At 57.6% G+C, this 20,192-nt stretch carries 19 protein-coding genes; 9 read left to right on the forward strand and 10 right to left on the reverse strand.

Annotated elements, in window-relative coordinates:
• The first annotated feature begins 143 nt into the window (after positions 1 to 143).
• From uvrD to D3Z90_RS26415, 3 genes are all read left to right on the forward strand, one after another.
• The gene (gene uvrD / locus D3Z90_RS26405; RefSeq protein WP_136478801.1) at positions 144 to 2,327 is read left to right on the forward strand and encodes a DNA helicase II; all 2,184 of its coding nucleotides are present in this window, start codon (positions 144 to 146) and stop codon (positions 2,325 to 2,327) included.
• Positions 2,328 to 2,435: 108 nt separating this feature from the next.
• Positions 2,436 to 3,290: a Tim44 domain-containing protein gene (locus tag D3Z90_RS26410; protein ID WP_136478802.1), complete on the forward strand. Its 855-nt coding sequence runs from the start codon at positions 2,436 to 2,438 to the stop codon at positions 3,288 to 3,290.
• A gap of 111 nt (positions 3,291 to 3,401) precedes the next feature.
• Positions 3,402 to 3,809: an SMI1/KNR4 family protein gene (locus D3Z90_RS26415; protein WP_136478803.1), complete on the forward strand. Its 408-nt coding sequence runs from the start codon at positions 3,402 to 3,404 to the stop codon at positions 3,807 to 3,809.
• A 138-nt stretch (positions 3,810 to 3,947) separates the two neighbouring features.
• On the opposite strand, the gene D3Z90_RS26420 is transcribed toward D3Z90_RS26415, so the two are convergent.
• On the reverse strand, positions 3,948 to 5,708 hold the full coding sequence (locus D3Z90_RS26420) for a cation:proton antiporter (RefSeq protein WP_136478804.1): 1,761 nt from the start codon (positions 5,706 to 5,708) through the stop codon (positions 3,948 to 3,950).
• Between the two features lie 314 nt (positions 5,709 to 6,022).
• On the opposite strand from D3Z90_RS26420, the gene D3Z90_RS26425 reads away from it, so the two are divergent.
• Entirely contained in the window at positions 6,023 to 6,508 is a 486-nt protein-coding gene (locus D3Z90_RS26425; RefSeq protein ID WP_133213681.1) for an acyl-CoA thioesterase, read from the forward strand.
• Here the strand turns inward: D3Z90_RS26425 and pdxY are convergent.
• On the reverse strand, positions 6,505 to 7,377 hold the full coding sequence (pdxY, locus tag D3Z90_RS26430; RefSeq protein ID WP_136478805.1) for a pyridoxal kinase PdxY: 873 nt from the start codon (positions 7,375 to 7,377) through the stop codon (positions 6,505 to 6,507). The two genes, D3Z90_RS26425 and pdxY, sit on opposite strands and share 4 nt — an antisense overlap.
• A 118-nt stretch (positions 7,378 to 7,495) precedes the next feature.
• On the opposite strand from pdxY, the gene D3Z90_RS26435 reads away from it, so the two are divergent.
• Positions 7,496 to 7,888, forward strand: coding sequence for a DUF3301 domain-containing protein (locus D3Z90_RS26435; protein ID WP_136478806.1), 393 nt, complete (start codon positions 7,496 to 7,498; stop codon positions 7,886 to 7,888).
• Here D3Z90_RS26435 and D3Z90_RS26440 read toward each other — a convergent pair.
• Both D3Z90_RS26440 and zigA read right to left on the reverse strand, forming a co-directional pair.
• Positions 7,885 to 8,856 (reverse strand): GTP-binding protein, encoded by a 972-nt coding sequence (locus D3Z90_RS26440; RefSeq protein ID WP_136478807.1) that lies wholly within the window; start codon positions 8,854 to 8,856, stop codon positions 7,885 to 7,887. The genes D3Z90_RS26435 and D3Z90_RS26440 overlap by 4 nt on opposite strands.
• Positions 8,857 to 8,932: 76 nt before the next feature.
• On the reverse strand, positions 8,933 to 10,141 hold the full coding sequence (gene zigA, locus D3Z90_RS26445; protein WP_136479052.1) for a zinc metallochaperone GTPase ZigA: 1,209 nt from the start codon (positions 10,139 to 10,141) through the stop codon (positions 8,933 to 8,935).
• A 164-nt stretch (positions 10,142 to 10,305) separates the two neighbouring features.
• On the opposite strand from zigA, the gene D3Z90_RS26450 reads away from it, so the two are divergent.
• Together D3Z90_RS26450 and folE2 are read left to right on the forward strand one after the other, a co-directional pair.
• Entirely contained in the window at positions 10,306 to 10,662 is a 357-nt protein-coding gene (locus tag D3Z90_RS26450; RefSeq protein ID WP_136479053.1) for a glutamine synthetase, read from the forward strand.
• Between the two features lie 27 nt (positions 10,663 to 10,689).
• Entirely contained in the window at positions 10,690 to 11,577 is an 888-nt protein-coding gene (folE2, locus tag D3Z90_RS26455; RefSeq protein WP_136478808.1) for a GTP cyclohydrolase FolE2, read from the forward strand.
• A 7-nt stretch (positions 11,578 to 11,584) separates the two neighbouring features.
• Here the strand turns inward: folE2 and D3Z90_RS26460 are convergent, their stop codons facing one another.
• Positions 11,585 to 12,112 (reverse strand): DUF3617 domain-containing protein, encoded by a 528-nt coding sequence (locus D3Z90_RS26460; protein ID WP_136478809.1) that lies wholly within the window; start codon positions 12,110 to 12,112, stop codon positions 11,585 to 11,587.
• 128 nt (positions 12,113 to 12,240) lie between these two features.
• On the opposite strand from D3Z90_RS26460, the gene cls reads away from it, so the two are divergent.
• Positions 12,241 to 13,680: a cardiolipin synthase gene (cls, locus tag D3Z90_RS26465; RefSeq protein WP_136478810.1), complete on the forward strand. Its 1,440-nt coding sequence runs from the start codon at positions 12,241 to 12,243 to the stop codon at positions 13,678 to 13,680.
• Between the two features lie 6 nt (positions 13,681 to 13,686).
• Here cls and cfaB read toward each other — a convergent pair whose 3' ends face one another.
• Complete coding sequence (gene cfaB / locus D3Z90_RS26470; RefSeq protein WP_136478811.1) at positions 13,687 to 14,871, reverse strand: C17 cyclopropane fatty acid synthase CfaB; 1,185 nt, start codon at positions 14,869 to 14,871, stop codon at positions 13,687 to 13,689.
• Between the two features lie 209 nt (positions 14,872 to 15,080).
• Between cfaB and lpdA the strand changes: the two genes are divergently transcribed.
• On the forward strand, positions 15,081 to 16,481 hold the full coding sequence (gene lpdA, locus D3Z90_RS26475; RefSeq protein WP_136478812.1) for a dihydrolipoyl dehydrogenase: 1,401 nt from the start codon (positions 15,081 to 15,083) through the stop codon (positions 16,479 to 16,481).
• Positions 16,482 to 16,483: 2 nt separating this feature from the next.
• Here the strand turns inward: lpdA and D3Z90_RS26480 are convergent, their stop codons facing one another.
• The 4 genes from D3Z90_RS26480 to D3Z90_RS26495 all read right to left on the reverse strand — a co-directional run bounded on the left by D3Z90_RS26480 (position 16,484) and on the right by D3Z90_RS26495 (position 20,189).
• A complete protein-coding gene (locus D3Z90_RS26480; protein WP_136478813.1) occupies positions 16,484 to 17,689 on the reverse strand; it encodes a benzoate/H(+) symporter BenE family transporter in 1,206 nt (401 codons plus the stop codon).
• Positions 17,690 to 17,791: 102 nt separating this feature from the next.
• Complete coding sequence (catA, locus tag D3Z90_RS26485) at positions 17,792 to 18,724, reverse strand: catechol 1,2-dioxygenase (protein WP_136478814.1); 933 nt, start codon at positions 18,722 to 18,724, stop codon at positions 17,792 to 17,794.
• 41 nt (positions 18,725 to 18,765) lie between these two features.
• Positions 18,766 to 19,056, reverse strand: coding sequence for a muconolactone Delta-isomerase (gene catC / locus D3Z90_RS26490; protein WP_136478815.1), 291 nt, complete (start codon positions 19,054 to 19,056; stop codon positions 18,766 to 18,768).
• An 11-nt stretch (positions 19,057 to 19,067) separates the two neighbouring features.
• Entirely contained in the window at positions 19,068 to 20,189 is a 1,122-nt protein-coding gene (locus D3Z90_RS26495) for a muconate cycloisomerase family protein (protein WP_136478816.1), read from the reverse strand.
• Positions 20,190 to 20,192 lie beyond the last annotated feature (3 nt).

Consider the following 20,192-nt stretch of genomic DNA (forward strand, 5'->3'; position numbering starts at 1 on the left):
ATTATTTTGCTATCCGCCTTTGCGACGAAAAGCGCTCAAGCACGCAGGCCTTGGGCTACAGACCGATGACCGACTGGTCAGCGGCAACAAGTTTTTCTACTGTATATTTGCCCAAGGGTTGCTCGCGCCTCTAAAATGCTCGGATGCGCGATGATCTCTCTCTCCTGTTGAACTCTCTCAACGACGCCCAACGTCAGGCCGTAGCGGCCCCCGTCGGTCGTCAGTTGGTCCTGGCCGGTGCCGGCTCTGGCAAAACCCGGGTGCTGGTGCACCGTATCGCCTGGTTGATCCAGGTCGAGCAGGCCTCGCCACACTCGATTCTGTCGGTGACCTTCACCAACAAGGCCGCTGCCGAGATGCGCCAGCGTATCGAGCAACTGATGGGCATCAACCCAGCCGGCATGTGGGTAGGCACCTTCCACGGCCTGGCCCATCGTCTGCTGCGTGCACATTGGCAGGAAGCCGGCTTGAACCAGAACTTCCAGATCCTCGACAGCGATGACCAGCAACGACTGGTCAAGCGAGTCATCCGCGAACTGGGACTCGATGAGCAACGATGGCCAGCGCGCCAGGCTCAGTGGTTCATCAATGGGCAAAAAGACGAAGGGTTGCGACCACAGCACATCCAGGCCAGTGGTGATCTGTACCTGGGCACCATGCGTAGCATTTATGAAGCCTACGAAGCCGCGTGCCAACGTGCCGGCGTCATCGACTTCTCCGAACTGCTACTGCGCGCGCTGGATCTATGGCGCGACCACCCCGGCCTGCTCGAACACTATCAGAGGCGCTTCCGCCATGTGCTGGTGGACGAGTTCCAGGATACCAACGCCGTGCAGTACGCCTGGCTGCGCCTGCTCTGCAAAGGCGGTGACAGCCTGATGGTTGTCGGTGACGACGACCAATCCATTTATGGCTGGCGCGGCGCCAAGATCGAGAATATTCACCAGTACAGCGCCGACTTCCCCGACGCCGAAATGATCCGTCTGGAGCAGAACTATCGCTCTACCGCCGGGATCCTCAAGGCAGCCAACGCCCTGATTGCCAATAATAGCGATCGCCTGGGCAAAGAGCTGTGGACCGATGGTGGCGATGGTGAACCGTTGAGCCTCTACGCCGCCTTCAACGAACATGACGAAGCGCGCTATGTGGTCGAAACCATCGAAAGCGTGTTGAAGACGGGCCTGGCCCGCAGCAACATTGCCATCCTGTACCGCTCCAACGCCCAGTCCCGTGTACTTGAAGAGGCCTTGCTGCGCGAGCGTATCCCTTATCGCATTTATGGTGGTCAACGCTTCTTCGAGCGAGCCGAAATCAAGAATGCCATGGCCTACCTGCGTTTGCTCGAAGGACGCGGCAACGACGCCGCTCTCGAGCGGGTGATCAACGTTCCGCCACGGGGCATCGGTGAAAAAACCGTCGAGGCGATTCGCGACCACGCGCGGCATACCGAAGTGTCGATGTGGGAATCGATGAACCTGCTGGTCACCAACAAAGCCCTCAAAGGCCGCGCAGCAGGCGCCCTGGCGGCATTCATCGAGCTGATTGAGAACCTTGCCGCAAAAGTCATGGCAATGCCGCTGCACCTGATGACCCAGACCGTCATCGAGCAGTCCGGGCTGATCATTTATCACCAGGAAGAAAAAGGTGAGAAGGGGCAGGCACGAGTAGAAAACCTCGAGGAATTGGTCAGCGCCGCGCGCAACTTTGAAACCAGCGAAGAAGACGCCGAACTTTCCCCGCTGGCAGCCTTCCTTGGTCACGCGTCGTTGGAAGCCGGCGATGCCCAGGCCGACGAACATGAAGACAGCATTCAGCTGATGACCCTGCACAGCGCCAAAGGCCTGGAGTTTCCTCATGTCTTCCTGGTGGGCATGGAAGAGGGACTGTTCCCGCATAAAATGAGCCTGGAGGAACCAGGCCGCCTGGCAGAAGAACGTCGTCTAGCCTATGTCGGTATCACCCGCGCCATGCAGCAGTTGGTGATGACCTACGCCGAAACCCGACGCCTTTATGGCAGCGAAACCTACAACAAGGTCTCTCGTTTCGTACGCGAGATTCCGGCTGGGCTGATCCAGGAAGTGCGCTTGTCCAACAGCGTCAGCCGTCCTTTCGGCTCGGGACAACAGCAAAGCAGCAGCAGTTTGTTTGCCAATGCCAACATTCCGCAGACCGCCTTCAACCTCGGCCAGCGTGTGCAACACGCTGTTTTCGGCGAAGGTGTAATCCTCAACTTCGAAGGTTCCGGAGCCCAAGCACGGGTCCAGGTAAACTTCGCAGAAGGCAGCAAATGGCTGATGCTTGGCTATGCCAAGCTAGAAGCGCTGTAGAGGAAAGCCTGCTTAGGCAAAAGATGGAAACATCTTGGCTCTGGTCATGCGCGTTCCAACCTGTGCAACATGACGCGCGTGCAATCCACAAAACGGGAATACCCTTCTATGCAACGTTTTCTTAGCATCGCCCTGGCGTTGTGCATCGGCTTGACGATGAGCCTCGACGCGAACGCCAAACGCCTCGGTGGCGGCAAAAGCTCGGGCGCCGCGCCTATGCACCAAACCCGCCAGGCTGCGCCGACTACCCCAGCCGCCTCGCCAACCGCTCCAGGTCGCGCACCTGCAGCTGCCAGCGGTGCCTCGCGCTGGCTCGGTCCTCTGGCCGGTATCGCCGCCGGTGGCCTGCTGGCCTCGATGTTCATGGGCGATGGCTTCCAAGGCATGCAGATCTTCGACATCCTGATCATGGCTGTGATCGCATTCCTGGTGTTCCGCTTCATCGCCGCCCGTCGTCGCAAGCAGCAGCCACAAATGGCCGCCGCCGGTCACGCACCGTTCCAGCGCGAAGCTCACCAGCCTACTGCCCAGCCGTCGATCTTCGGCGGCTCCGCCGCACCTGCTGCCGCCGCCCGTCCGGTAATCAATGCACCAGCCTGGTTCAACGAACAGAACTTTCTGGCCGCTGCGCGCAATCACTTCCAGACGCTGCAACAGCACTGGGACGCCAACGAAATGGACAAGATTGCCGAGTTCGTCACCCCGCAGATGCTGCAGTTCCTCAAGCAGGAACGTGCTGATCTGGGCGACGGCTTCCAATCTACCTACATCGACAACCTCGACGTGCAACTTGAAGGCGTCGAAGACCGCGCCGACAAGACCATCGCCACCCTGACGTTCAGCGGTGTGTCGAAAACCTCACGCTTCGACCAAGGCGAACAGTTCAGCGAAAGTTGGAACATGGAACGCGCCCAAGGCGAGAACCAGCCTTGGCTGGTCGCAGGGATCCGCCAGAACGGCTGATCTTGAGGCATTGCACAAAAAACCCCGGGCTAGTCCCGGGGTTTTGCTTTTAGCGCGGTGGGCTACTAGGGTATAACGCGCAGCGTGTCGTAAAGGTTAGAGGATAGAACCGTGGAAGAAGTCATCGAACAGCTCCGAGAAGCCAACGAACCGGTACCGGTGCCGCTTGAGTTGCCTGACGAAGACCAGTTGGTCGAAATCGAAGAACAGTTGTTCATTAATATTCCGTTCGTCTTCAAGGAGTTCCTGCTGACGGTCAGCGATGTGGTCTATGGCAGCCTGGAGCCCGTGACAGTCACCGATCCGCAGTCACACACCTATTTGCCAGAAGTAGCCGCTACGGCCTGGGACATGGGCGTTCCGCGTGAGTTGATCCCAATCTGTCAGGATGGCGACGACTACTACTGTGTCGAGGAAGATGGCACCGTGGTGTTCTGGTCGGGCGAAGAAGAGCTCGTCACTGAGGAAAGCTGGGAATCGGTCTGGCACTGGGCTCGGGATGTCTGGCTTGAAAGCTGAATGAGAAATATCCTCATAAATTAATGGCCGTTTGCCATTAATGTTCGTAGAATCGCCATGCCTTCCTGTGCGTGGCGATTTCGTTACCGCTCCATCCCCTCGGACATTCGAGTCGTCTCGTGCAGGAAGCGTCCACTTCTAGTGGTTATTTTCCTGGTGGTTTTCCAGTGTTTCCAGCAACGCAATCTGCATGCGCGTATGCACGCGGATAAGCCAACGCCAGAGCAATGCCACGACCCCCGCCGCGACCACAACAATCAACACCAGCAATTCACTGGTGGGCAGAATGCTTGCCGAAAGTGCCGATAACAGCAGGAAGATCACCAGCAGCGACAGCAATGGGATTACCTCGGCAATCACCCGACGAACCCTTTGAGTATGACGGCCGGCCATTTCTGGCTTGACGCCCATCTCCGCCAGCAGCATAGACAGCGCCTTGAGCTTGCGATAGGCAGCTATCAAAAATGGCAGCGACAGCAACAATGCGGCGCCCCAGATAAGCGCCTTCTGCTGGCCCACATCGCTAACCCATTCACCCAGGTATTCGCCGATACGCGCTGCGAAGTAACCGCCACTGAAAAATATCGCCACCACCAAGGCCAGGTTTACCCCCACCTGCAACAGGATGCGCCTGATCATCGACGCCAGTAACGCACCCTCGCCGTGTGGCTGAATACTGCGCAGCCACTCCCCATACAGCGACAGCACTCGCGCCAGGGGGCGCGGAACCACCTTGGCAAGCTTCAGCGACAATGGGTCGGCGCCACGGATGAGGTAGGGTGTGAGCAGCGTGGTAATAGCCGACACGGCAACCGCCACCGGATACAGAAAGTCACTGGTGACCTGCAAGGTCATGCCTAACGCTGCAATGATGAATGAGAACTCGCCAATTTGAGAAAGGCCCATGCCCACACGTAGCGAGGTACGCCCATCGTTGCCAGCGATAAAAGCCCCCATGCCACAGGAAAGCATCTTGCCCAACACCACGGCCACGGTAATGACCACGATCGGCCAGGCATATTCGACCAGCACCTGAGGGTCGATCATCATGCCGATGGCGACAAAGAAAATAGCGCTGAACAAGTCGCGAACCGGTTCGATCAACCGTTCGATCTTAATCAATTGACGCGACTCAGCCATGATCGCACCGATCAGGAACGCGCCCAGCACCATGCTGTATTCGAGTTTCACGACCAGCAGGCAGAAGCCGAAACATAGTCCCAATACGGTGATAAGTAGCATTTCATTGCTTTCGAATCGGGCGACATAAGCCAGCAGGCGCGGCACCAGCAAAATGCCGATAACCAACGCCACAATCATGAACAGCGATAGCTTGCCGACCGTGGAGAATACTTCGCCGGAGCTGACCGAACCGCTGACAGCGATCCCTGAAAGCAAAGCAATGATACCGATGCCGAGGATGTCTTCGACGATCAGCACACCAAAGATCAGTTGTGCGAAGCGCTCGTTCTTCATCTTCAGATCGTTGAGCGCTTTGACAATGATGGTGGTCGAGGAAATCGCCAGGATGGCGCCCAGGAACAATGAGTCCATGGTGCTCCAGCCAAACCAGCGGCCGATCTCGAAGCCGATCCAGATCATCAGCACGATTTCCAGGAACGCCGCGATGAACGCCGTGGCACCCACTTTGAAGAGCTTTCGCAGGCTGAACTCGAGCCCCAGGCAGAACATCAGGAAAATCACCCCAAGCTCGGCAAGCGTCTTGATGGTGTCTTCGTCGTGAATCAATCCGAAAGGTGGGGTATGCGGGCCGATAATAAAGCCGGCGACGACATAACCCAGTACGACCGGCTGCTTGAAGCGGTGAAACAGGATGGTCACCACGCCGGCAACCAACATGATCACCGCCAGGTCCTGGATGAAGCTGATGGCATGCACGGCGTGGTACTCCTTACCTTGGGACCATGGACACAACGCAACTCCTGCACGTGGATCGAGTTGCGGGTACATAATGATTTAATACAGAACGCCCATCTTGCATGGGCTTATTCAGGTTAACACCGCCACCTGTCGCGAAAAACCGATGCAATAAGTGGTAACAGATCGACCAATTCAACGCCGTGTATGGCACTAATAGCGTGACGGCAAGGCCGCTGTCAGCGTCCCGTCTTTTAATGGGAATCGAAATAGGGGAAAGAAGCGTGAATACCAGTCGCCACCCCGCCTCAGCGCAACCTCACCGTGAGCACACTATGGAACCTGGAAACGCCCAGCTGTCGATGACCGTCCTGATGACCCCGGACAAGGCCAATTTTTCTGGCAACGTTCATGGCGGTACGCTGCTCAAATACCTGGATGAAGTGGCTTACGCTTGTGCCAGCCGCTATGCCGGTCGCTATGTGGTAACCCTGTCGGTAGACCAGGTGGTCTTTCGTGAGCCGGTACATGTCGGTGAGCTGGTGACCTTTCTGGCCTCGGTCAACTACACCGGCAATACCTCGATGGAAGTTGGCATTAAAGTCGTCACTGAAAACATCCGCGAACGTTCAGTGCGACATAGCAACAGCTGCTTTTTTACCATGGTTGCCGTCGATGACGACCGCAAGCCGGTGGCAGTTCCACCGCGTCAGCCGGAAACCAGTGAAGAGAAGCGCCGCTTCCTGCAAGGCAAGCAGCGCCGATTGATCCGCCAGGAGCTGGAAAAGCGTTACCAGGAACTCAAGGGCGACACGCTTTAATAGCCGAGAAGTTGCGCTTCAAAGCGCACACGTGGATGCACGATGCGATCCTGGGCCCGCACCAGCTCAAGTTCATAGCTGGCGCAGGCCTGGGTTTCCAACAGCACCTCGTGCACCGCTGCTGCCGCGAACTCGAACGCTGCCAACCAGCTGTCGCCCAGCAACAGCCGCGCCAGGAACAGCCCTGAAGTCAGATCGCCGACGCCCACGGGTTGTCGCGGGAACGCCAACAGCGGCCGACGCAGGTGCCAACTGCCTTGCGCAGTAACCAGCAGCATCTCGAAATCATCAGCGCCCCGTCCAGGGTAGACCAGGTGTTTGACCAGCACCGCTTTCGGTCCGCGCGCCAGCAAGCTGCGAGCCATTACCACGCAATCTTCCAGCGATGTAGGCCGGCGATCGCAAAAGCTGTCCAGTTCCAGCTGGTTTGGGCACAACACATCAGCGACTGCCACTGCTTCTTCGAGCAAAAAGCTGCTGACTTCCGCCGGAACGATGCAGCCTTTTTCCGGATGCCCCATCACCGGATCACAGAGATAGATGGCCTTCGGGTTAGCCGCCTTGATTCGCGCCACCCCACTGAGAATAGCTCGTCCTTGTTCGGCACTGCCCAAATAGCCGGACAGCACTGCATCGCAGTTGCCCAACTCTCCTATCGCTGCAATCCCCTCTACCAGTGCGGGAATTTGAGCTGGCGCAAGCACTTCTCCCGTCCACTGGCCATACTGAGTGTGGTTGGAGAACTGTACGGTGTTCAGAGGCCATACATTCACACCGACCCGCTGCATCGGAAACACTGCCGCGCCATTACCGGCATGGCCGAAAACTACATGGGACTGAATGGCAAGCAGGTGCGGCGTACGTTTCATGCAAGGCTTCCGAAGCAATTAGATGAAATTCAAGGCGTGCAGTATGGCGCCAACAGCCACCTGTACGACAGACCAGGGAGGCAGTTAAGCTTGGCATAATTCGTTGGAGCATTCGCAAATGTTGACCCTGGGTAATCTCTCCGTGCTGATGTTGCTGGCCACCGCCGGCGCCTGGCTATGGCACAACCACGGATTGCGTGAAAAGGCCTTGGAAAGGGTCAAGCAGCATTGCGCAAAACTTGATCTGGAGTTGCTCGACGGCAACGTTGCGCTAAAGCGAATTGGCTTTGTCCGCGACGCCAACGGCCGCAAGCGCTTGGCTCGTGTGTATAACTTCGAATTTACCGTTACCGGCGAACAGCGCCATCCGGGCACCGTCACCCAATTCGGTGCACACAGCATGCAGATAGAACTGGCGCCCTACCCGTTTGAAATCAAACCTGCGCAGCAAGCCGACAACGTCATCGAAATGAATCAGTGGCGCCAGGACCATAACCGCTGGCGCAACTAGACCAGGCAAGCCTGCATAGCCTGCTGAAGCCTGTCGCCATCTTGAGACTGAGCAAATATCAGCTCGATACGTGAGTCCCGCCGCCATTCACTGAACTGCCATTGCAGAGGGCTTTCCCCCTGCAAAGCATTTATCGACTGCCAACCTTCAGGGCTGTGGATAACCAGTTTCGCCCGGCGCCAGGCGAAACTGCGCAGAAACTGTTCGATGCGCGAGCGGTCAAACACCTGCTGTGGATGCCAACGCCAGCCGATACTCCAACCTTCTGCTGCATTCTGAATCTCAAAGATCGGCGTGCCAGAAGTTATCCACAGGGTTGGCAGAGGCCCGGATCCATTGGGCAAAACAAGATTCTCCACAGCGGGGGTGGTCCCATCCTCGAGCACTTGGCTGGGTAACGCCATGAGCGGCAGACGACCCTGATCGGTCCAGAAAATGGGCTTGCCTGGAAGCTGAGAACTTATCCACAGGCGCTGTTCCTTAGTCAAATCCAGTGATTTGTTCAGAACCAGCAGGCCTGTACCGGCCAGGGCTTGCACCTGTGCCTCTGGCAAGGGTATGCGCTCAGCCAAGTGTTGCGCATCCAGCACCATTACAGCCGGCTGCACCGCCAACACCCCACGCCAAGGTTCCTGTCGAAGCTGTTCCAGCAACTGAAGTGGATGCCCTAACCCGGAGGGCTCGATAAATAACCGATGCGGCTTGGCTTTGCGTAACAAACGGCCCAACCCAACCTGAAAGGGCGTGCCGTTGACGCAGCAAAGACAACCGCCCGCCACTTCTCCCATGGCAATACCCTGATCATCGGTACTGAGCAGAGCTGCATCGAGACCTATCTGACCAAACTCGTTGATCAGTACCGCCCACCGTTCATTTGCAGGCCGTTGGCCTAGCAGGTGGCGAATGAGGCTGGTCTTGCCGGCTCCCAACGGACCGGCAATTACATGGGTGGGTATGTTCTGCAGCATTTGAAGATACAAGCCTGGAATTTTCGTCACTATGCCTTGAAATCATATCCACCAGTCAATACCTGAGCATGTGCGCTCAGGCCGCCTCCTCTTCGTACCAGGGGCCGAAAGGATCTGCCCATTGAGACCAACTCTCGATGCCCTCGGCCATCTCTGCGTCAGTTAGCAAACATGCGCTGAGCTGAGCCTTGAGCAGGGCAAAATCGATATTCTGGCCAATGAACACCAGTTCCTGACGGCAATCTCCACATTCCGCTACCCAATTCTTGTGAATCGCCGCAGCGCTTTGTTCATCCTGCGGCCATTGCTCGCGCGGCACAAAGCGCCACCAGCGCCCAGCATAGCCGTAGCGCATCACTCCACCGGCCTGCGACCAGCTACCGGCATCCTGGTGCTTGTTGGCCAGCCAGAAAAAGCCCTTCGAACGCAGCAACCGACCGTTGCGCCACGGACCGTTGATAAAGTCGAAAAAGCGCTGTGGATGCAGCGGCCGCCGTGCCTGCCAAGTACTGGCAGCGATGCCGTACTCTTCAGTTTCCGGTATATGCTCGCCGCGCATCTCCTTCAGCCAGCCCGGCGCCTGGGCGGCACGCTCGAAATCGAACAAACCCGTATTGAGTATCCACTCCAAAGGCACCTGGCCCATCACCATCGGCACAATCCGAGCGCTGCCGTTAAGGCTGCGCAAGATGGCACTAAGCTCTTCGCGCTCGTGACTACTGATCAAATCAATCTTGCTCACCAGAAGCACATCGGCAAACTCAACCTGCTCGATGAGCAGTTCGGTGATAGAGCGTTCATCGCCTTCACCCAAGGTCTCGCCACGGCTGCCCAAGCTTTCCGCTGCCTGGTAGTCACGGAGAAAATTCACGCCATCAACAACGGTGACCATGGTATCCAGTCGTGCCTGATCCGCCAGGCTTCGGCCCTGTTCATCCCTGAAAGTGAATGTCTCGGCAACCGGCAGGGGTTCGGAAATGCCAGTGGACTCGATCAATAAATAATCAAAGCGACCTTCTCGTGCCAGTTGCCCAACCTCTTCGAGCAAATCCTCCCGCAAGGTGCAACAAATGCAACCATTGCTCATTTCCACGAGCTTTTCTTCGGCACGGTTAAGTGTGACATTTCGCTGCACCTCACTGGCATCGATGTTTATTTCGCTCATGTCGTTGACGATAACCGCGACCCGCAAGTTCTCACGGTTACGCAGGACATGGTTGAGCAGAGTGCTTTTTCCGGCGCCGAGAAAGCCGGAAAGCACGGTAACGGGAAGACGGTGGCGCATCATCAGGTCCTCATCAGAGCAAAGTGCATTCGAGCGATGCATTGCATGATGTTATAGTATAACAATATAATCTTGCCAATCGACTTTGCTTCAACTCGACCCAAAGGCCCCGAGAAGGACGCCAGGAAATGAAATCGTTGCGTTTGTTCGCCGCGGCAGCAGCGATGCCGCTGTGTCTGTCAGTAGCTGATACCGAAGCGGCGCCAATGAGCGCGGGCCTCGCGCTATGTACACGCAGCGCCACTTTGCTGGCGTGTGGCGACGCGCAGGGTAATTACTACAGCGTACGGACCGAAGGCAGCACAACCTATCTACGCGGCTACGAGGTGACGGGTAAGCGACTGTGGTCGCAGACCAACAGTCGATATGGACAACTAACCTTCTATACCGGACTGGCCAGCGACGGTGAAACCTGGGTGGGATACAGCCGCAAAGTTGGCTGGACCACCTTGAACCGAGTATCGAGCTCCGGTGGCCAACGCTTCAGCGTGCGCTGCAATCGACTGAGCGGCTGCGACTAACTGAATCATCCAGACAACGAGACCGATATGACAGCCCTCACGCTTCCAGATATTGCCGCCCAAGCAACCCACACTTTTTTGCCACTCGATTGGGTCGGCATGTGCAAAATCGCTGTTCCGGTGTTACTCGATGGCCGCACACTGCCGGCAAGTGCCGACGCTGGCGTCAGTTTGGACGATGGGACGGCACGCGGCATCCACATGTCGCGCTTGTACTTGGCACTCGAGGTATTTGAGCATCGGCCCTTGACGCTTTCGCTGCTACGCCAGGTTCTGGATGGATTTCTGCAAAGTCATAGTGGCTTGTCTGCTGCTGCGTTCCTTACTTTGCGTTTCGATCTCATGCTAAAGCGGCCAGCAGCAGTCAGCCCGTTGGCAGGGTGGAAAGCCTATCCTGTCACCCTAGCCGCTCAGCTAAAAGATGAAGTGTTCCACGTGGAACTAAACGTGGAACTCGACTATTCCTCCACTTGCCCATGCTCGGCGGCTTTGGCCCGGCAAATGATTCAGCAACAATTTTTGGCCGACTTCAACGAGCGGGCACTGAATCATGACGACCTGCTTACCTGGTTAGGCAGTACCCAAGGAGTAGTTGCAACACCTCACAGTCAGCGCAGCACTGCCAAACTGCAAGTTCGTCTGGGTAGCGACATCGATGCCCTGCCAATCGAGGCGCTGATCGACCGAGCGGAAGCGGTGCTGGGAACGGCAGTGCAGACAGCCGTCAAGCGAGCCGATGAGCAGGCTTTTGCCTTGGCCAATGGCCAAAATCTGATGTTCTGCGAGGATGCCGCTCGAAGACTGCACCAGGCTCTACGAAGCATCACATGGTTGAGTGGCTTTGCGTTGCGCGTGGAACATGCTGAAAGCCTGCATGCCCACGACGCTGTCGCCCACAGTCAGTGGCATTGGTGAGCGAATATCAAGTCCGTGGTTTCACAGCACCACAGTCATTGCCCAGCCAAACAGCGCGCGTATTCATGCTGCCCTGCTGCTGAACACCTGAAGCATTGAAGGTGCCACTGACCTCTGTGAGAAATTCGCGGTCACTGAGGAAGGTAGCTTGCCCGGCACCCTGTGCTTTTGGGCACGTGAAGGTGAACTTCCAGACGTTGCCGCTGCGCTCGGTAATCTTCTGAGTGCAACCGGACTTCGGGTCCTGCAGCGGGATATCGTTAGTCTTTACCTGTTCAGGTGTCAGGCACGAGCGCACACCTTGTCCTGCCACACTAATCCCCTGCTTGGCCAAACCGCCTTCGATCATTGCCCGCTGCTCGGGCGGCAGGTTCTTCAGTTGGCCAAGCATGAAGCCCATGTCCGGAAGCGGCTTGCCATCAACTTGCATATTGCTGGTGGTCAGCTCCCACAACCCCGGTTGTAACATCTGTGCATGCACCAACGGGCTCGCCAGCCCCACGACCAATGCCAGCATCGGCAGACGACTCTTCATGTAGTGGCTCCTCGATAGTCCAGCCCCAAGCTGGATCAAAGCTTAGACGTCAATTTGTCCTTTCGGTTGCAAGTACATAGAGGAACATGCTCTGTTAGAAGGCAGTGCCTTTGGACAGCAGGATGCGTATGGATTACCACAGCCCCTACTTCTTCGGTTACCTCATCGGTGCCCTGCATTTGCTCGGCGCTATCGCTGCCATGCACGCAGTGCTCACCGTGCGCACAGCTCAAGGGGCAATCGCCTGGGCCTTGTCGCTTTTGTTCATTCCCTACCTCACTCTGATTCCCTACCTGATATTCGGCAGCCGAACCTTCGACGCCTACATCCAGGCCAGACGCCAGGCCAACCGGGAAATGCACGTGGCGATGGCTGACTTGAACTGGCGCCCTTGGGTCGACGAGGCACTGGCAGCCCGCAACTCAGAGTCATACGGCGCCCTGCGAGCCATGCCCAGGTTAGGTCGCATGCCGTGTCTGGCCAATAATCAGGTACGCCTGCTGATCGATGGCAAAGCGACTTTTGAGGCAATCTTCTCCGCTATCGAGCAAGCCCAAAATACGGTGCTGGTGCAGTTCTTCATCATCCATGACGACAAGCTCGGGCGCGCCCTGCAATCGTTGTTGCTGAAAAAAGCAGCGCAAGGGGTAAAGGTGTATGTGCTGTATGACCGCGTTGGCAGCCACGCCCTGCCCTCTGCTTATGCCCAGACCCTACGCGATGCGGGGGTAAATGTTCGCGCTTTCGCCACACGACGTGGATGGTTCAACCGCTTTCAGGTGAATTTCCGCAACCATCGCAAAATTGTCGTCGTCGATGGTTTGCAAGGCTTCGTGGGTGGGCACAACGTCGGCGATGAATACATGGGAGACAAGCCAAGACTTTCGCCATGGCGCGATACGCATGTGCAAGTCAGCGGGCCGGTGCTGGCTTGCCTGCAGGAGTCGTTTGCCGAAGACTGGTATTGGGCTGCGCGCGAGCTGCCACCACTGATCCTGCCCGACACTTATCCAGAGGACGGCGTCCTTTGCCAAGTCCTGGCGAGCGGTCCGGCAGACCCTCAGGAAACCTGTTCACTGTTTTTCGTCGAAGCGATTCACTCGGCCCGGGAGCGACTCTGGATTACCAGCCCCTACTTCATCCCCGATGAAGCGGTGTTCGCTGCATTGCGTCTGGCCGTACTGCGTGGCGTAGATGTCCGTATCCTCCTGCCGTCACGAGCCGACCACCGTATTGTTTATGCAGCCTCTAGCCTGTTCGCATTCGAAGCGGTGCGCGCGGGGGTCAGAATGTTCCGCTACGGGCCTGGGTTCCTGCACCAGAAAGTGGTGCTGATCGACAACGAGATCAGCGCCATCGGCAGCGCCAACCTGGACAACCGCTCGTTTCGTCTCAATTTCGAAGTGATGCTGCTAACAGTCGACCGAGCCTTTTCCGATCAGGTCGAAGCCATGCTTATCCATGACTTCAACCAGGCGCGTGAGATCAGTGCCGAAGACAGCAAAGACACCCACCGCCTACAGCAATTGGGGATGCGTATTGCGCGTCTTATTTCGCCGATCCTCTGACCGCCATCAACGGTAGAGATCCTCACGGGTCAGGGGTAACTCGTGATGACCATCGGCAAAAGGTTTCACCGCCAGAATTTGGTGAAGATTGATCCAGCCTTTGGCAAAGGCATAGGAACAACCAGCCAGATACAGACGCCAGATGCGCAAGGCCTTTTCCGGTACCAAGGTGGAGGCTTTCTGCAACTGGCTCTCCAAACGGTTGCTCCACTGTTCGAGCGTGCGCGCATAGTGCAAGCGCAGGCTTTCCACGTCGACTACCTCAAGACCTGCAGTACTGATGCTGGCAGCGATCATGGACAAGTGCGGTAGCTCGCCATGCGGAAACACATAGCGCTCGATAAAGCTGCCCGCACCTCGCCCTACTGGTCGCCCGTCCACGTGCTTGGCGGTGATGCCATGATTCATTACCAGGCCACCCTCACGTACCGCCCCAAACAAACGCTGACAATACAACGCCAGGTTGGCATGGCCGACGTGCTCGAACATACCGACACTGACAACCTTGTCGAAGCGGCCATCTTGAGGCAGGTCCCGGTAGTCGAGGATCTGCAGATCGACTTGGTCTTGCAAGCCCTCAGCCTTGACCCGTTCACGACCCAATTTGAGTTGCTCTTTACTCAGGGTGATGCCCAAAACCTTGGCACCGAACTCCCGAGCGGCAAATCGTGACAGCCCTCCCCAGCCGCACCCGACATCAAGCAGGTAGTCGCCTTTGTTCAGGCGCAACTTGCGGCACAGGTGCTCGAACTTGTTCTGTTGCGCTTGCTCCAGGGTGTCTTGATCGGTTCTGAAATAGGCACAGGAGTACGCCATGTCCGGATCCAGCCATAGCTGGTAGAAGTCATTGGACAAGTCGTAATGGTAAGAAATCGCAGCAGCGTCAGTGGCCTTGTTGTGCTTGCGGCGCACCGGCTGATCATCCGCCTCATCCTTGAGCAACGCTTCGCTGAGCTCATCACAAACGCGAATTACCTCACTGATGGTGCCCTCCAGCTCCAGCTTTCCTTCAACGAAAGCTGCGCCTAGTTCGTCCAGGCTGGGGTGAGTGAATTGGCTGATCAGTTGCGGATCCTTGACCACAATAGTGACCTTGGGCTTGGGGCCCAGATCGAATTCATGGCCGTCCCACAGCTTCAGACGCAGTGGTAATCGCAGGCTTTGCAGAACAGGCGGAAGTTGCGCAAGCATGAACTGAACCTCCCTTTCTTTATCGGACGTCACGGCGAAAGGGTAGTTCATCTGCTGAAAGTTTCAGCTAATCGAGACCATAGTCTGCCCTGACATTCCCATTCCAGACCACTGCGGACTCATTGAGACGCCAGATAAATTGTATACAATCAGCCTTCCAGCAGACTAATCTTGGCGCCATTGTCGATTCTTCATCCTGGAGTAAAACAATGAAAACCTATGATGTAGTGATCATCGGCGGCGGGCCTGGCGGCTACAACGCAGCTATCCGCGCGGGCCAGCTGGGCATGAGTGTGGCGTGTGTAGAAGGCCGCTCAACCTTGGGAGGCACCTGCCTGAACGTCGGCTGCATGCCCTCGAAGGCGTTGCTGCACGCTTCGGAGCTTTACGAAGCAGCGGCGGGAAGCGAATTCGCCAACCTGGGCATCGAGGTCAAACCGACCCTGAACCTCACCCAGATGATGAAGCAGAAGGATGACAGCGTCACCGGACTGACCAAGGGCATCGAGTTCCTGTTCCGCAAGAACAAGGTCGACTGGATCAAAGGCTGGGGCCAACTGGCGGGAGCGGGTCGGGTGAATGTCAGTGCCGAAGACGGCAGCATCACCGAGCTGCAGGCCAAGGACATCGTCATCGCCACCGGTTCAGAGCCGACACCTCTGCCAGGGGTGACCATCGACAACCAGCGGATCATCGATTCCACCGGCGCACTCTCGCTGCCCAGCGTGCCCAAGCACCTAGTGGTGATCGGTGCCGGTGTGATCGGCCTGGAACTTGGCTCGGTTTGGCGTCGTCTGGGAAGCCAGGTAACGGTGATCGAGTACCTGGATCGAATCTGTCCGGGCACCGATGAAGAAACCGCCAAAACGCTGCAACGTGCGTTGGCCAAACAAGGCATCAGCTTCAAGCTGGGCAGCAAGGTCACTCAGGCCACGGCATCGACAGATACTGTCAGCTTGAGCCTGGAGCCAGCCGCAGGCGGCGCCAGCGAAAACCTGGAAGCGGACTATGTCTTGGTAGCGATCGGTCGCCGTCCGTACACCGAGGGCCTTGGCCTTGAAAGTGTTGGCCTGGAAACCGACAAGCGCGGCATGCTTGCCAATGAACATCACCGTACTGCCGCGCCTGGCGTCTGGGTTATAGGTGACGTCACCTCCGGCCCAATGCTTGCGCACAAGGCCGAAGATGAGGCTGTCGCCTGTATCGAACGCATCGCTGGCAAGGCCCACGAGGTCAATTACAACCTCATTCCCGGCGTGATCTACACCCTTCCGGAGCTGGCCAGCGTCGGCAAGACCGAAGAACAGCTCAAAGCCGAAGGGCGTGCGTACAAGGTCGGTAAATTCCCCTTCACCGCCAACAGCCGCGCCAAGATCAACCACGAGACCGAAGGCTTCGCCAAGGTGCTGGCCGACGCCAACACCGACGAAGTGCTGGGCGTACACCTGGTTGGCCCGAGTGTCAGCGAGATGATCGGCGAATTCTGTGTGGCCATGGAATTCTCTGCCTCGGCCGAAGACATTGCTCTGACCTGCCACCCACACCCGACGCGATCTGAAGCCTTGCGCCAGGCAGCCATGAACGTCGAAGGCATGGCCATGCAGATCTGACCTCAGTCAGCCCGCACTCCTACCCTGCTTGCCTGTGGCGCTGGTCGCCGCAGGTTGAGCAGCACATGGGCGAACAAGCCGAAGATCAATCCCCAGAACGCCGCCGACAAGCCCAGGAATGACATGCCCGAGGCCGTCACCAGAAAGGTGATCAAGGCCGCCTCTCGATCACTCGGAACACTCATCGCGCCTGCCAGAGCGCCGCCAATAGCACCGAACAGGGCCAGCCCGGCCAGCGCCGCAATCAAGGCTGCTGGGAAGGCGGTGAACAGCGATACCAACGTCGCGCCGAATACCCCCAGCAGCAAATACAACACGCCACCACTCACACCCGCCCAATAGCGCTTGCCCGGATCATCATGCGCTTCGCGACCGGTGCAGATGGCTGCTGTGATTGCAGCCAGGTTCAGACCATGGCAACCAAAAGGTGCCAGTATCAAACTAGTCAGCGCGTTGCTGGAAATAATCGGGCTGGCCGGGGTTGGGTAGCCATCGTTGCGCAACACGGCGATACCCGGCACAAACTGTCCGGTCAGAGCGACCATGACCAGCGGCAGACTGATACTCAGCAAGGCATTCCAGGTGAACACTGGCGTGGTCCATACCGGTGTGGCCAGGCCTGCTACCAGTGCCGAGCTGTTCATATCGCCACTGAACACCGCAATACCCACCCCGCATATCAGCACGGCCAATACCGCGTAGCGCGCAGCGATACGCTTGAACACCAGATAGGTGACAAACATTGCCAGCACCAGCAGCGGCTGCGATTTCAGAGAGGTGAAAAGGCCGGTGCCAAAACTGAACAGAATTCCCGCCAGCATTGCCGCCGAGATGGCAGGCGGCAGCTTGCCGACAATACGGTCGAAGGCACCCGACACGCCCACCAACAGGATGACCAGGTTCGCGACAATGTAGGCCCCTACCGCCTCGGCAAAAGCGATATCCGGCAACAGTGCTACCAGCAAGGCAGATCCTGGCGCCGACCATGCGATCACCAGCGGTACTTTAAAGCGCAGGCTCAGGACCACGCCCAGGACCCCACTGCCGATAGAAATAGCCCACACCCACGAAGACAGCTCGGCCGCCGACAGGTGTGCGCTGTGGGCGGCCTGGAAAACGATCACCAGGGGGCCAGCATAAGAAATCAGAGTAGCGATGAAGCCGGCGACCAAGGCAGAGAGAGAGAAGTCCTGGAGTATTGTTTTCATTGGATTTTCCAGTTGAAAGCTTTGAAAAGCATTGCGGGACAAGCCCGCTCCTACACGTAGCTGTAGGAGCGCGCTTGCCCCGCGCGCAATTCAACCTAAACCTCAGGCGTCCTGCAACGCTCGCGGCCGCTTACTGCGCTTTTCGCCCGCGGGTGCGGGTGTGGCGAGCAACTGGAAGTCGAAGTTCATTTCAGCAAAGCGCCCTTGCACCCCGCGAGCGTCGGCTGCCGCCGCATCGTCGACAAAGTGCAGCTCGCCAATCAAACCATCACGCGTAGCGTAGGCGAAGTCATCCCACAGGTATTGATCACCGGCCAGGTTGATCTGAGTGGTCAGGTGGCGGAAACCCGGCGCCGAGATGAAGAAGTGAATGTGCGCCGGACGATTGCCGTGGCGCCCCAGTTGGTCAAGCAGCTCTTGGGTCGGACCATCTTCAGGGCAGCCATAGCCGGACGGCACGATGCTGCGAGCACGGTAACGGCCTTCGGCATCGGTGATGATACGTCGGCGCAGGTTGTAGTCCGATTGAGTGCTGTCGAAGTATGAATAGGTGCCCTGGGTGTTGGCATGCCACAGATCGACAACGGCGCCTGCAACCGGTCGCCCTTGGTCATCCACGACGCGACCCTGCAGGAACATTACCGTGCCCGCATCCAGGCCGTCGTCCATCCGCACTTCGCCTTCGGCCATCGGCGCACCCGCTACATACAGCGGGCCTTCGATGGTGCGCGGGGTGCCACCGCTGATGCCGGCCTGGGCATCCTGGGCATCCAACTGCAAATCCAGATAGTGCTCAACGCCCAATCCGGCCACCAGCAGTCCAGCTTCCTGACGGGAACCCAGGCGGTTGAAGTAATCCACGGCTTTCCAGAACTCATCCGGGGTTACTTGCAGGTCTTCGATAATGCGCGCCACATCGTTAATGATGCGGTTGGTCACCAGTTTCATGCGCGGGCTGCCAAGGTCGTTGTTCAAGCCGCTGGCTTCTTCGAAAAAACGCTGAACATCGGCAGTGTGAGCAATTTTCACGGTCATGATGGAGTACCTCGAATTGTTGTTATCGATGCTTCGGTGATTCAGCGGTCATCGCTGTGGACAGATGACGGGTGGCGACACAGACCATCGATTTCGATGGCCATGTAGGGGAATAGCGGCAGTTGCATCAGGGTGTCGTGCAACGCTTCGACGCTAGGCACGTCGAAAACGCTGTAGTTGGCGTAATGCCCGGCGATACGCCACAGGTGGCGCCAGATGCCCTCGTGCTGCAGGCGTTGAGCCAATTCTTTCTCATCAGACTTGAGCCGAGTGGCCAGCGCCGGATCCATGTCCAGGGGCAGGTTCACGGTCATTTTCACGTGGAACAACATGGCATCTCTCCTTACTTGCGGCTGAAGAACGCCAAGCGCTCTTCGTCCAGGGTCAGGCCCAAGCCCGGGGTGCTGGGTACGTGCAACGCGAAGTCGCGATACACCGGCGCTTCGATCACGATTTCTTCGGTCAGCAGCAGAGGGCCGAACAGTTCGGTGTGCCAGGTCAGCTTGTTCAAGGTGACAAAGGCATGGGCCGCGGCCAGGGTGCCGATCGAGCCTTCGAGCATGGTGCCGCCGTACAGGGCGATACCGGCGGCTTCGGCAATCTGGGCAGTGCGCAATACCGCACGCGGTCCGCCGTTCTTGGCGATCTTCAAGGCGAAAATGCTGGCGGCACCCTCGGCAGCCAGACTGAAGGCGTCTTCTACGCTTTCAATGGATTCATCGGCCATGATCGGTGCCGGGCTGCGCTGATTCAGGCGCACCTGACCTGCGCGATTGATACGTGAAATAGGCTGCTCAACCAGATCGATAGCGTTGTCGCCCAGTACCTGACAGGCACGAATGGCCTGGGATTCATCCCAGTACTGATTGACATCGACGCGCACGCTGGCGCGTTCGCCAAGCGCGCGTTTGATCGCAATCACATGGTTCAGGTCATGGGCGACCGGGTTGGAACCAATCTTCAATTTGAAGATGCGATGACGACGCAGGTCGAGCATCTGCTCCGCTTCGGCGATGTCTTGTGTGGTGTCGCCACTGGCCAGGGTCCAGGCCACTTCCAGACTGTCGCGCACACGCCCGCCCAGCAGTTCACTTACGGCCAGGCCCTGGCGCTTGCCTTGCGCATCGAGCAAGGCACTTTCGATCCCGGAGCGGGCGAAGGTGTTGCCCTTGATGGTCTTGTCCAGGCGTTGCATCGCCGCATTGATATTGCTGGCGTCCTGGCCGATCAACAGGGGGGAAAAATAGCTGTCGATGTTCTGCTTGATGCTTTCCGGGCTTTCATTGCCATAGGCCAGGCCACCAATGGTGGTGGACTCGCCGAGTCCTTCGATGCCATCCGAACACTGCAGGCGGATGATCACCAGGGTTTGCTTCTGCATGGTATGCATCGCCAGCTTGTGCGGGCGAATCGTGGGCAGGTCGACGATAACCGTCGAGATGCGTTCAATCAGGGGATGACTCATCGA

The organism is Pseudomonas sp. DG56-2, assembly GCF_004803755.1.
Classification (GTDB): Bacteria; Pseudomonadota; Gammaproteobacteria; order Pseudomonadales; family Pseudomonadaceae; genus Aquipseudomonas; species Aquipseudomonas auratipiscis.